General features: G+C 72.4%; 9 protein-coding genes. 3 read left to right on the forward strand and 6 right to left on the reverse strand.

Annotation, left to right across the window (positions count from 1 at the left end; genetic code table 11):
* Nucleotides 1-41: 41 nt before the first annotated feature.
* Entirely contained in the window at nt 42-743 is a 702-nt protein-coding gene (locus ACFPCV_RS03945) for a glycoside hydrolase family 11 protein (protein WP_378054540.1), read from the reverse strand.
* Between the two features lie 411 nt (nt 744-1,154).
* On the opposite strand from ACFPCV_RS03945, the gene ligA reads away from it, so the two are divergent.
* Complete coding sequence (gene ligA, locus ACFPCV_RS03950; RefSeq protein WP_378054542.1) at nt 1,155-3,155, forward strand: NAD-dependent DNA ligase LigA; 2,001 nt, start codon at nt 1,155-1,157, stop codon at nt 3,153-3,155.
* Between the two features lie 85 nt (nt 3,156-3,240).
* Here ligA and ACFPCV_RS03955 read toward each other — a convergent pair whose 3' ends face one another.
* Together ACFPCV_RS03955 and ACFPCV_RS03960 are read right to left on the reverse strand one after the other, a co-directional pair.
* A complete protein-coding gene (locus tag ACFPCV_RS03955) occupies nt 3,241-4,644 on the reverse strand; it encodes a PQQ-binding-like beta-propeller repeat protein (protein ID WP_378054544.1) in 1,404 nt (467 codons plus the stop codon).
* A gap of 257 nt (nt 4,645-4,901) precedes the next feature.
* Nucleotides 4,902-5,597 carry a Pr6Pr family membrane protein gene (locus ACFPCV_RS03960; protein WP_378054546.1) on the reverse strand — a complete coding sequence of 232 codons (696 nt, stop codon included), beginning with the start codon at nt 5,595-5,597 and terminating at the stop codon, nt 4,902-4,904.
* A 215-nt stretch (nt 5,598-5,812) separates the two neighbouring features.
* On the opposite strand from ACFPCV_RS03960, the gene ACFPCV_RS03965 reads away from it, so the two are divergent.
* Nucleotides 5,813-8,779 carry an AfsR/SARP family transcriptional regulator gene (locus ACFPCV_RS03965; RefSeq protein WP_378054548.1) on the forward strand — a complete coding sequence of 989 codons (2,967 nt, stop codon included), beginning with the start codon at nt 5,813-5,815 and terminating at the stop codon, nt 8,777-8,779.
* Here the strand turns inward: ACFPCV_RS03965 and ACFPCV_RS03970 are convergent.
* Genes ACFPCV_RS03970 through ACFPCV_RS03980 form a run of 3 tightly spaced genes read right to left on the reverse strand, consistent with a single transcriptional unit; the run spans nt 8,745 to nt 11,616 of the window.
* Nucleotides 8,745-9,419 carry a response regulator gene (locus ACFPCV_RS03970; RefSeq protein ID WP_378054550.1) on the reverse strand — a complete coding sequence of 225 codons (675 nt, stop codon included), beginning with the start codon at nt 9,417-9,419 and terminating at the stop codon, nt 8,745-8,747. The two genes, ACFPCV_RS03965 and ACFPCV_RS03970, sit on opposite strands and share 35 nt — an antisense overlap.
* Nucleotides 9,398-10,513 (reverse strand): hypothetical protein, encoded by a 1,116-nt coding sequence (locus ACFPCV_RS03975; RefSeq protein ID WP_378054552.1) that lies wholly within the window; start codon nt 10,511-10,513, stop codon nt 9,398-9,400. Before ACFPCV_RS03975 ends, ACFPCV_RS03970 begins: the two co-directional genes overlap by 22 nt.
* The gene (locus ACFPCV_RS03980) at nt 10,510-11,616 is read right to left on the reverse strand and encodes a sensor histidine kinase (protein WP_378054554.1); all 1,107 of its coding nucleotides are present in this window, start codon (nt 11,614-11,616) and stop codon (nt 10,510-10,512) included. Before ACFPCV_RS03980 ends, ACFPCV_RS03975 begins: the two co-directional genes overlap by 4 nt.
* A 320-nt stretch (nt 11,617-11,936) precedes the next feature.
* Here ACFPCV_RS03980 and ACFPCV_RS03985 point away from each other — a divergent pair, with 320 nt between their 5' ends.
* Nucleotides 11,937-12,764, forward strand: coding sequence for a peptidoglycan DD-metalloendopeptidase family protein (locus tag ACFPCV_RS03985; protein ID WP_378054555.1), 828 nt, complete (start codon nt 11,937-11,939; stop codon nt 12,762-12,764).
* Nucleotides 12,765-12,996 lie beyond the last annotated feature (232 nt).

Below are 12,996 nucleotides of genomic sequence, written 5' to 3' on the forward strand. Positions count from 1 at the left end.
GGACGTTGAACATCCCGAAAGCGTCTTCGGGGCAGGCATGCTCACCGCACCGTGATGTTCGAACTGCCGCTGCTCTGGTACCCCTCCGTCGCGAGCACCATGTAGTAGTTGAAGCTGCCGAGCCGCATGCCCGCCCGCGACCACGCGTCGAAGTGGTTGCCGGTGGTGATGTTGCCACCAGTGCGCTTCTGCTGCCGGACACTCCAGAACTGCGGGAAGGTCTTCGTGCCTTCGACGGACGGGGCGTTGTACCGCATCGTCTGGTAGATGTCGTACGTGCCGCCGTCGGTGGTGACGGTGCCCTTGTAGTCGCCGGTCGGCCGGTAGGTGCCCCAGTTGTCGACGACGTAGTACTCGACGAGCGGGTTGGACGTCCACCCGTACAGCGTCAGGTAGCCGTTGCCGGAGGGGTTGAAGCTGCCGGAGTAGCTCACCGTCCTGCGGGAGCCGTTGCTCCATCCCTTGCCACCGACGAAGTTCCCGGTGTTGCTCCACCGCATGCTGTAGTTGCCGCCGCTGCCCATCTCCATGCAGGCCGAGCCGCCGCCGTCGGTCCAGAACGTGTAGTAGTAACCGTTGTTGTTGCCGGTCTGGCTGGAGCACAGGGCGTTGACGCCGACCTCGGTGGCCGCGGTGGCGCCGGTCGTGCCTGGCAGGACGGTCATGGCCAGCGCGACGCACGCACTGCCCGCGAGCACCCTGATCCGCCCGCGCCTGCGACTCCCCGACTGAACGAAACGCATTCTTCCTCCTCGTCGTTGAGGGCTGTCCAGGGCAGGGCACGACACCACGCGCCGACGAAAGCACAACAGCGGGATTGACCGGCCGTTCACGACCGGAGAGCAGGTCTCCCGACCCCGGGTCGACAGCGGATGAGCCCTGTCGACACGAGCAGTGTTGGCCCGACTCCGCCGCGTTGTCAACAAGTTTCGTCAATGTTTCGGAACACCTCCGCGATCGACAGAACGGATTGGCCGGATTTCTCCAGTTCAGTGAGCTGGAGCTGTTCACACCCTGACAACGGGCGTCGAAAGTTGCGGGATCGACAGAAATGGGGCAATGCATCAGTGCCGAAACTTCCACAAAACTTTCGGTCCGAGCCGGGCGGCGCCGAACTTCATCGCGAGCCCAGCACGCGCCGGTACCGTTGCGCTGTGAACGCTCGGGAACGCATCCAGGAACTCGCCGACCAGATCACCTCGCTGCGGGACGCGTACTACCGCGGCTCGCCGTTGGTGGCGGACGCCGAGTACGACGCCATCGAGGACGAACTGCGGGGACTGATCGAGGCGAACCCGGAGCTGGCGCCCGACCCGAACCCCCTCGAACAGGTCGGTGCGCCGACGGTGCTGCACGCACCCGTCCGGCACTCGCGGCCGATGCTGTCGCTGGAGAAGGCCACCAGACCAGAACAGGTCGAGGCGTTCTTCGACCGCTTCCCCGGCCAGGCGGTGGTGGTCATGCCGAAGCTGGACGGGCTGTCGCTGGCACTCGTGTACGAGGACGGCAGGCTGGCGCGCGCGGTCACCCGGGGCGACGGGGCCACCGGTGACGACGTGACCTTCCTGGTGCGGGCACTGATCGACGGGGTGCCGGAGCGGGTGAGCGCGCTGGGCCGGGTCGAGGTGCGCGGCGAGGCGGTGATGCTGCGCTCCACGTTCGCCGCCTACAATGTCGCGCACCCGGACCGCCCTCTGATCAACCCCCGCGGGGCGGCGGCTGGCACGCTGCGGGCGAAGGACCCGGCCACGGTCGCCGAGCGGCGCCTGCGGTTCTTCGCGTTCGACCTGGACACCGACGCGCGGGCAGAGGAGTCCGCCGAGTCCGACGTGGAGTCGGGGCTGCGGACGTTCGGGTTCACCGTCGCCGACATGCGGCACTGCGCGGACCCGGCCGCTGCCCAGGAGGTCATCGCGGCCATCGAGGCGGGACGCAACGACCTCGACTACGACCTGGACGGCGCGGTGCTGCGGCTGGCCGACCGCGACGCGTTCGCGGCCGCGGGCACCCGGTCGAACTCGCCGCGTGGCGCGCTCGCGTACAAGTTCGCCGCCGAGGAGAAGACGACGGTGCTGGCGGACGTGGTCTGGGACGTCGGCAAGACCGGCAAGATCGCCCCGGTGGCGCACCTCGAGCCGGTGTTCGTCGGCGGGACGACGGTCACGAAGGCGACGCTCGCCAACCAGGAGGTGATCCGCGCCCGCGGCATCCGGATCGGTGACACGGTGCTGGTGCGCCGCGCGGGGGACGTGATCCCGTTCGTCGCGGGCGTGCTCGACGAGACCAGGCGCACCGGCGCGGAACGGGAGATCGTGCCGCCGTCGGTGTGCCCGTCGTGCGGGCAGGCGCTGGTCGAGCAGGGCAACAGCCGGGAGCTGTTCTGCACCAACGTCTCCTGTCCCGCGCAGACCGTGCGGCGGCTGTCGCACTGGGCGTCGCGCGCGGCGGCGGACATCGAGGCCGTCGGTCCGGTGTGGATCGAACGGCTCGCCGAGGCCGGGATCCTCGAGCAACCGTCGGACTTCTACGCGATGACCAAAGAACAGCTGCTGGAGTTCGACCGCATCGGCGAGGTCTCCGCGACCAGGATGATCGATTCGATCGACGCGAGCCGCCGGGTCGGACTGCGCAGGGCACTGATCGGGCTCGCGATCCCCATGGCGTCGGAGGGCACCGCCGCCCGCCTGTGCCGCGCGGGTTTCGGCTCGCTCGAGGAGGTCGCCGACGCGGGCGAGGAGCGGCTCGTCGCCGTCGAGGACATCGGCCCGCGGGTCGCCGCCTCCCTCGTCGAGCACCTCACCCGGCTGCGCCCGGAGCTGGCGCGCCTGCGCGAGCTCGGCGTGTCACTCGATGTCCGCGAAGAGGACCTCCCGCCGGTCGTGGCGTCCGACGCGCCGCTGGCGGGCAGGACCGTGGTCGTCACCGGCTCGATCAGCGACCCCCGCTCCGGCGAGAAGGTCCCCCGTCCCACGTTCCAGCGCCTGTGCGAGAAGGCGGGCGCGACACCGGCGTCGTCGGTCTCGGCGAGCACCGACTTCCTCATCACCGGCGCCGACGTCGGCGCGAGCAAGCTCACGAAGGCCGAGAAGCTCGGGGTCGAGGTCGTCGACCAGGGCGAGATCTGGCGCCTGCTCATCGCGGCGGGCCTCGCGTGACGCCCGGCACCGGGTTGTCCTGAGTGGACAATCGGAACGGCCCGTCATCCCTCGCCGGTGGCGGGCCGTTCCGCGTGCGGTGCGGTCACTTCGGCAGCGCGAACGCCACCGTCTCCACCCTGCCCGCGGTGCCGGGGCGGTGCGCCGCCCCGAAGACGACGAACAGGCCGTCCCGCCACAGCGCCTTGTGGTTGTCCCCGCCGAAGTTGAAGGCGTGGAGGCTCCTGCCGAGCCTCTCGTCCGCGTGGGCGTCCGGCCCGATCGGCAGCAGTGGTGCGAGCTTCCCGGTCGCCGGGTCGACGGAGAACAGGATCGCGTTGGTGCCGTTGGGGTTCGCGGGCTGGTAGGCCACCACCTCGCCCGCCGCGGGCACGAGGCTCAGCGCGCGGCCGGCCACCCTGCCGGTGCGCCAGGACTCCTCGCCGGTGTTCAGGTCGAACGCCACCAGCTCGTTGCGGAACTCGGTGTTCCGCATGCCGGGCGACGCCTCCGGATCGCTGGGATTGACCTGTGCGGGCGAGGTCATCAGGAGCACCTTGCCGTCCACGACGGTCGCCGAGTCGCAGCGGCCGAGCACGTACCCGTCGCACGCCGCCATGAACTCGCCCCGACCCCCTGCGTACTCCTTGACCTGCACGGCCTTGCCGGCCGGCACGTCCACCCGCAGCAGTTGGGCCGAATGTCCGGAGTGGCCAACCTCCACCACGAGCGGGTCGAGCGACAGCACCCCGAGCACAGGTGCCGGTTCCCCGTCCTCGCCGGGCGGCGGCGTCCACTCCCACAGGAGCCGCAGGCCCGCGTCGAACGCCCGCAGCCGGGTGACGTCCTTCGTCCTGCCGCGCTCCCCCACCGTGCACTCCGAGTCGGCGAGCAGCACCGCACCGAACAGCGCGGCCTTGCGCACCTCGCACTCGCCCTCGGCGAGCGGGGTCGTCAGGCCCGCGCCGGAGTTGATGTCGTAGACGCGTTCCGAGGAGACCACCACGCGTTCCCCGAACACCACGGGCACGACGGCGACATCCGACGCGCGGCTCTCGTCCGATGGCAGGTCGATGGTGAACACCTCCTTGCCCGCGGCGATGTCGATCACGGTGAGTCTGGTGCACGAGAACGAGTCGGTGCCATCGACGTCCCGCAGCAGCGCGACGCGGTTCGCCGAGTGCTCCTGTGAGGACTGGCAGCGGTCCACCGCCACCCCGTCGAGCGGCAGCTCCCACGCCGTCTCGCCGGTCTTCAGGTCGTACGCGACGACCCGGCCGGGCAGCCTGCGCACCAGGTGTTTCTCCGTAACCCAGTGATCCTCGACGGGGATCGCCTCCGGCGACGGGCCCTGCTCGACCTGCCACGCCACCTGCGCGGCCCCGACCGCACGCACCCCGGCGTCGTAGTCCCTCGCCGCCTCGGTGTCCGGCCCACCACCGGAACCGCCCCTGACGAAGAACCACCACGCCCCGCCCGCCGCTGCCACCAGCGCGACGACGAGCACCACGACGACGCCGCGCCGCCGTTTCCTCTGCGGGCCCTGCGGCGGCGGCCCCGGCCAGTGCCCGTGCTGCTGCCGCGGATGTCCCTGCGGTCCGTACCGCTGGGCCGGCTGGGCCGGTCGCGGCGGTTGACCGGCCCAGCCGGGCGGTGCGCCGCTCCCCTGCGGCGACCCGTGTGGCCCAACCGGACGCGGCGGTGGTGACGGTGGTGGCCCCGGCCGGTACGCACCGGCTCCGGGAAAGTGGTCGCCGGGTCCGCCGGTCATCGCGTCCACCCCGGTGCGGTGTAGGCGGTCGGACGAGGCGGCCCCTCCTGCTGCCCGCCGACCGCGGCCTTGAGCTTGCCGGTGCCGTAGAGCAGGTAGCCGACGGCGACCACCCCCGCCAGCAGCCCGCCGATCATGCCCGCGAACTCGTCGCGGTCCGGGTCGAGGAACGGGTAGAGGTACCGGTGGACCTCGGCGGACAGGAAGTACACGAGGTAGGCCAACGGGAACGCGATCCACGTCAGCGGGTGCCACCACCGGCACGCCCCCTGCGCGCGGCCGACGAACAGCCAGTCGGCGAGCACCAGCAGCGGCGTGTACACGTGCTCGAAGGGCAGGTAGTCGAAGTCGCCGCCCATGATGCCGAAGAACGTCCCCGCCACCAGCAGCAACAGGACGGTCGTCGCACCGCGCAGCCACGGCGAGGCGGGCTCGTGCCGGGTGCCGCCGGTGAACACCGGGTACAGCAGCAGTCCGGTGTAGACGATGGCGGTGACGAGGCTGGCCTGCTGGCTGAGCCCCTCGAAGTTCGCCGACCAGCCGGTGGCGTCGCTGAAGCCGTACAACGCGCAGGCCACGATGGCGAGCCGCCACAGGCTGACACCGGTCAGCACGGCGGCGCTCACCCTCGGCCTCGGGTACGGCGGATACCGGAAGTTCGGCGGATATGGCGCGTAGCCATCTGCGGTCATGTGGTTCCTCGGTTCGAACGTCGTGGCGGGACCGTGCTGACCCCTCGACAGCACGCGCACCGCCGGTCACGCCAGGCGCGCCGGGCACACCGCCATGTCAGGCGAACGCCTGACAACCCGGGCGGCATGCCGTCCGGGAGGCTGTGTCACGGGAGTCAGGATGACGGGCGTGGCTTTCAGAGGGCTTTCACGCCGGGGAAAGTGGGGGGTGCCGGGTGGAGTTCCGGGTGCTGGGGCCGGTCGCGGTCCGGCTCGGCGAGCAGGTCCAGGTGGTGACCGGGAGGCTGCAACGGACGTTGCTCGGTGTGCTGCTGTCGCGGGTGAACCAGCCGGTGCCGGTTGACGCGCTGACCGACGCGCTGTGGGGCGGCAACCCGGACCCGCGTGCCGCGCAGAAACTCCAGCTGCACGTCCACCGCGTGCGCGCGCTGCTCGACGACCCGGACCGCCTGTCGTTCGGCAACTCCGGTTACCGGCTGCGGGCCGCACCGGAGGAGATCGACGCGGAGCGGTTCCGCGTGCTCGCCGACGAGGCCGCGAACCTGGAGCCCCATCGGGCGGTCAAGGCGTTGCGGGCCGCGCTGGGGCTGTGGCAGGGCGTCCCGTTCGCGGGCGTCGACGTGCCCGCGCTGAACGACTGGGCGCGGCAGCTCACCGAGCGCCGCCTCACCGCCTGCGAGGCGCTGTACCAGGCCGAGCTGGCGTGCGGCCTGCACGAGGCGGTCATCGACGAGCTCACCGAGCTGACGGCGGAGCACCCGCTGCGGGAACGGCTGCACGGACTGCTGATGACCGCCCTGTACCGGGCGGGCCGCCAGTCCGACGCGCTGGCGGTCTACCGGCGGGCACGGGACATCATGGTCGCCGAGCTCGGCCTGGAACCGGGCCCGGAGCTGCGAGAGCTGCACCAGCGCGTCCTCGGCGGCGACCTCCGGGAGCCCGTCGCGGCGGTGCACGGGGACCTGCCCGCCCAGCTCCCCGCCGACGTGCGCGGGTTCACCGGCCGCGACGCCGAGCTGTCCGAACTGGACGGCATGCTGGCCACCGAGCCGCCGATGGTGATCGCGGCGGTCGCCGGCACCCCCGGGGTCGGCAAGACGGCGCTCGCCGTGCACTGGGCGCACCGGGTGCGCGACCGGTTCCCCGACGGGCAGCTGTACGTCGACCTGCGTGGCTACGGCCCGGACGAGCCGCTGTCGGCCGCCGACGCGCTGGCCGGGTTCCTGCGCGCGCTCGGGCTGGACGGCGCCGCGATCCCCGACGACCTCGCCGAGCGCGCGGCACGGTTCCGTTCACTGGTCGACCAGCGCCGGCTGCTGGTGCTGCTGGACAACGCCCGTTCCGTCGACCAGGTCCGGCCGCTGCTGCCGGGCAGCGCGACCGGTTTCACGCTCGTGACCAGCCGCGACTCGCTCGCCGGGCTGGTCGCGCGGGAGGGCGCGCACCGCATCGGGCTGAACCGGCTGCCCATCGCCGACGCGGTCCGCCTGCTGCACGGACTGCTCGGTGCGCGCGCGGAGGCCGAACCGGCGGCCGTCGGCACGCTGGTGGAGCGGTGCGCGCGGCTGCCGCTGACGTTGCGGATCGCGGCCGAGCTGGTCCGCTCCCGGCCGGGCCGCGCCATCGGCGAGCTGGCCGGTGAGCTCGCGAGCCAGCAGGACACGCTGGACCTGCTGGACATCGACGGCGATCCGTACACGGCGGTGCGTGCGGTGTTCTCCTGGTCCTACCGACGGCTCGACCCGGCCGCGGCACGGGTCTTCCGGCTGCTCGGCGTGCACCCCGGCCACGACGTGGACGTGACCGCGGTGGCCGCGATGACCGGCACCGGGCGGCAGGAGACCCGGCGGGCACTCGCCGCGCTGGTGCGTGCCCACCTCGTCGACCAGGCACCCGGCGGCCGGTACCGGCCGCACGACCTGCTGCGGGTCTACGCCGCGGAGCTGGCCGAGGCCGACGACACGGCCGCGCCGCTGACCCGCCTGCTCGACCACTACCTCGCCACCGCCTGCGCCGCGATGGACGTCATCGCCCCGCACGAGCGGGCCCGGCGGCCGGTGGTCACCGCGGCGGCCACCCGCACGTTCGACGACTACCAGGCGGCGTTCGGCTGGCTGGACACCGAACGCGCCAACCTGTTCGCCGCGACGCTGCACGCCGCACCCGCCTACGTCGTCGGGATGTCGGACGCCCTGTGGCGGTACCTCCACCTCGGCGGCTACGACGACGACGCACTCACGCTGCACACCCGCGCGCTGGTCGCCGCCGAGTCGCTCGGTGACGCGGCCATGGAGGCCAACGCGCGACGCACCCTCGCCAACGCGACGTTCCGGGCAGGTCACGTGCCACCGGCCCTCGCGCACCTCCAGCGGGCGCGGGAGCTGTACCAGCAGGTCGGCGACCGGTCGCTGGAGGCGGCGGCGTGGAACAACATCGGCATCATGCACTGGCGGCAGGGGGACCTCGCCAAGGCGATCGGCTGCTTCCGCCACACCGAGCGCCTCTACACCGAGATCGGCGGAACCGGCCTGCGGGCGCCCGCCATGAACAACCTCGCACGCCTGCTGTGCATGCTCGGCCAGTACGACGAGGCGTACGAGCAGTTCGAACGCGGCCTCGAGAACGCGCGGGCCAGCGGCAACCGGGCCAGCGTGACGAGCGCGTTGTGCGGTCTGGCCAGGGTCCACCTCGCGACGGCGAACCACAGCGAGGCGCTGGGCCGCGCCACCACCGCGCTGACCACCGCGCAGGACACCGGGTACCGCGTACTCGCGGGCACCGCCACGCGCCTGATCGGTGCCGCGCACCGAGGGCTCGGCGAGCACGAGACCGCCGTGCGCCACCTCGACGCGGCGATCCGGATCGCCCGCATGGTCGGCGAGCCCGACGACCTGATGGCGGCGCTGAACGAGCGGGCCGCGGCACACGTGGACGCGGGCGAATGGGACGCGGCGCTCGGTCTCCACCGCGAGGTGCTCGCCACCGAGGACGGCAACCGGGACGAGCTCGCGCACGCGCTCGCCGGCATCGGTGACGTGCACGCGGCGCTCGGCGACGACGACGCGGCCCGTGAGCGCTGGCGGCGCGCGGCGGCGATCTACCGGGAGATGGGCATGCCGCAGGCAGACGACATGGCGGTGCGGCTGCTCACGACGCGGCCTCGCCCAGCTCGGTCAGTGTGATGACACCGTCGTCGAGGGCCCTGGTGACGAGCTCGCTCTTGGTGCGGGCGGCACGGCCTGCGTTCGCGTACTTCACCCGCACCCTGGCGATGTGCGTGTCGACGGTCTTCACGGTGATGTGGAGCTTCGCCGCGACGAGTTCCTTGGACGACGCGGCGAACCAGGCCCGCAGCACCTCGGTCTCGCGCGGTGAGAGGCGGGGCCTGCCGGGGGTGTCGTCGGCGACGAGCGCGCCGGAGAGCGACGGCGCGGTGTACGCGAAGCCCGTCGCGGCCGCCCTGATGGCAGGCACGAGGTGCGTCTGCCCTTCGCGTTTGGTCAGGTACGCGAGCGCGCCGAGGTCGATGCACTTGATCGCGGTGGCGTTGTCGGTGTGCTGGGAGTACACGACTACGCGGCGGCCGCTGTCGACGAGCCGCCGCAGCTCGCCGAAGTCCGGGTTCCTCGGCACCAGCTCCAGGTCGAAGATCACCACGTCGGCGTCCGCGCCCGGCCCGGTCCACACGTCCGCGAGCCGGTCGCCCGCGTCGATGAGGCCGATCGGCGGATCGGCCTGCTCGCACCAGTACCGCACGCCTGCCGCGATCGCCGCGTGGTCGTCCACGATCACGGCGGTGATCAGCTCGCCACTGGCTGCCATTGGGCCTCCATCCAGACCGTCCCGTCACTGCCGAAGGTCTCGACCCGCACTTCCCGGGTCGCGGGCGGTGGCACGGTGAACTCGCCGCAGTCCGCGACCACGCTCACCGAGACCAGGTCGGTGCTGCCGACCACGGTGACCCGCGCCCACGACTTCGCCGTCGCGAGCGCGGTGAGCGCGGCGTCGGTGAGGTCGCGCCGCACCGCGACGGGCGGCACGGGCCAGTGACCGCGCGCGTCCAGCTCGACCTCCACGCCCTTGCGGTCGGCGACGTCCGCGCAGTGCCGCAATTCGTGCAACAGCGGGTTCGCCACGGTGTCCGTCTCCGCGAACAGCCGCCGCATCCTGGCCGCCTCGATGGCACACTCCAGCCGCACCGCCGGGTCGTCGGGGGTGAGCGAACCGTCGGCGAGCCCTTCCAGCAGGGGCACGGTCGTGCCCGTGAGCTCGGAGAACCGCCGTGCGCGGCGACGGTGCGCGGCGACCGCGACGGCCTCCTCGGTGCGCACCCGTTCCAGCTCCCTCGTGGCTCGCGCCGCCTCCGTGCCGATCCGCCCCAGGATCGCGGCGACCACGGCGACGCACAGCGGCAGCCCGAACACCGTCATCGAGCCGGTGGCGAACCGGGCCAGCGACGAGCGGGTGACGTCGTGGAACAGCAGCAGGTTCAGCAGCGCGATCAGCTCGTGGGTGACGAGGAACGCCATCAGTGTCCGGAAGGGACGGTCGAGGAGGACGACGACACCGACCCAGTTCGCGGCGCCGAACAGCCAGTCCACCGTGGTCGACGTCTTGCCTTCCGGCAGGGTCAGGTACGACAGCGCGGACGCGGCCAGCACCAGCGCGATCGCGGGCCCGCGCAGCGCACCCCACTGCCGCCGCCGCACGAACAACACCGCCTCGGTGACCAGCACCGCGGTCAGCGCTGCGTAGGCGCCGTACTGGGCGGCGGGAAAGTCGTAGGACCCGGTGTGCCGCACCAGGTTGATCAGCCCGAGCACGTCCACCGTCAGCGTGGCGAGGAGCAGCACGGCCAGCCGCAGACCGCGCTGCAGCTGCGCCCTGGTCTGCCGGTCCAGCTCGTCGTCGCTCATGACGCCGCCCGCCAGGTCAGCCGCACGACCGTGCCCGCGCCCTCGGCGGAGGTGATCGTGGCCGTGCCGCCGACCCGGGTCATCCTGCCGTGCACCGACTCCCGCAGCCCGCGCCCGGCGCCAACGGCGCTGCCCTCGGCGAATCCCCTTCCCTCGTCGGCGATCTCGACCCGCAGCGCCCGCTCGTCACCGTCCAGCCGGACCGCGGCCCGGTCCGTCCCGGCGTGGCGGCGCACGTTGTTGAGTGCCTCCCGCACCGCACCCGCTATCGCGCCGGCCACCCCGGAGGGCAGCGTCAGCCGCTGCGGCGCGTCGAGGTCGACGGTCAGGTGTCCGGCGTCGAGGTCGGCACGCAGCAGGTCGACCAGATCCGCCTGCGCGGCGGCCGGCGCGTCGTCGGACCGCAGCCGTGCCAGGTCGCGGCGGGCCTGCGGGGCCAGCCAGCCGGCGCCCGGCGGCACCTGCCCGGTGCCGACCATGAGCAGCGTCGTCGCCGCGGTGTCGTGCAGGGAGTTCGCGAGCTCCCGCTCCTCGGCCCGCTCGGCCGCGGCCACCGCCGCCGCCCGCCGTGCGCCCTCCGCGACGGCGGCCATCCGGTCGGCCCGCTGCGCGGCCCGCGTGACGAGCACCCACGCCGCCCGCGACATGGCTGCCATCACCAGCATCCACGCCTGCACCGGGGCAACGGGCAGCCCGGCCACGACGAAGATGGCGATCATGCCCGCACTGGCCACCACCGCCGCGACGGCGCCGGTCAGCAGCGTGGTGTGCCACTGCCACGTCACGCACGCGAAGGTCACCAGTAGCCGGAGCCACCCGGAGTTGGTCATCGCCACCGCGTCGGTCCAGAACACGCTCAGGCACAGTGCCAGCAGCACCGCCACGTCCAGGACGATCGGCACGGTGCGGCCGCGGTACCACCACCACCCCTGCCAGCAGGTCCAGACCACCGCGGCGACGACCACCAGTGCCGTGCTCACGAACCCCTCGGCCGACGACCTGAGCAGTGCGATCGCCGCGATGGGCGGCAGGATCGCCATCCGCACGGCGACCGCATAACGGCGACCGAAGCCGCCGAGCAGCCGAACGGCTTCCCCAGCCACCCGTCACCTCGCCGCCGTGAACCACCCAGACCTGGCTGCGATGACCGTACCGGTCACCGTGCCAGCGAGATCGGGCACGTGGCCATTGTCGCCCCGGCGGGGACCTCCGGCGTGCGCCCGGTCAGGGCTCCACGAGACCGGCCCGGATCGCGCAGCGGGCCAGTGCGAGGCGGTCGCGCATGCCGAGTGAGGCCAGGATGTCCTGCGGCCGCCGCGACGATGCCGCTGCCCCGAACGGGCGGCGGCCGAACGTCCGATGTGCGCGTTCCGTTGTCTGTATACGTTGGTGGCACACAACCTCGAACGCGGGAGTCGGGCCCATGGCGAGCGGCGGGATCAGCAGGCGGACGTTGTTGCACGGAACCGTGGCGACCGGTGTCGTGACCGCGGTCGGTGCCGGAGCGGGTCACGCGCACGCCGCCGTGCCGGGGTTCCACAACCCCTTCACCGGCTATCCGCTCACCGGGACGTGGCAGGACCACATCGACCGCGGCTCGCTCGGCGGCATCGACTACGGCATGGGCGTCGGCACGCGACTGCCCGCCGCCGGCGGCGGTGTGGTGACCAACATCCCCTACAACGGCACGGGCGGCCACACCGTCACCATCCAGCACGACAACGGTTACCGCACCCAGTACATGCACCTGTCGCAGTTCCTGCTGGCAAGCGGCACCAGGGTCGGCATGGGCGGTGTCGTCGGACTTTCCGGCGGCGCGGCGGGTGCGCCGGGCTCCGGCAACTCGACCGGCCCGCACCTGCACTGGCACATGATCAACCCGGGCGGCACCCGCATCAACCCGCTGACCTACCTCGGCGGGGGTGGCGGGCTGCCGAAGACCACCACGGCACAGGACGGCGTTCCCGGCCCGATCATGTGGAAGCGCGCGCAGAACTGGCTGCGCATCGAACACGGCTACACCGGACCCATCGACGGCGCGCCCGGCGTCAACACCTACGCCGCACTGCAGCGCGCCATGCGGGGCCACGGCTACACCGGACCCGTCGACGGCGTACCCGGCACCAACACCTGGGCGGCCGTGCAACGGCTCGCGGCACAGTGGGGCTACACCGGACCCGTCGACGGTGTCATGGGCCCGAACTCCTGGCGCGGCTTCGCCCGGTTCCTCAACCAGGACAGGTACGACTGAGCCGGCGCGAACGGTCAGGAACCGACCGACCAGCCCTACGGCATCCGCGACCGCGCCTTCCGCGTTCCGGCCGGCGACCTGCTGCGCATCCGGGAGGTGCGCTGAACCCTCGTTCCCACCGCGTACCGCCCGGTGCCCGTGACGCGCACCCGGTTGACCAGCACGACGACGACGGCGAGGTGACCTGCCGGTGGGGTTGGTCACAAGCTGCTGTCGGCGGTTCCCGGCCGGG

The sequence above is a fragment of the Actinophytocola glycyrrhizae genome, assembly GCF_042653545.1.
Lineage (GTDB): Bacteria > Actinomycetota > Actinomycetes > Mycobacteriales > Pseudonocardiaceae > Actinophytocola > Actinophytocola glycyrrhizae.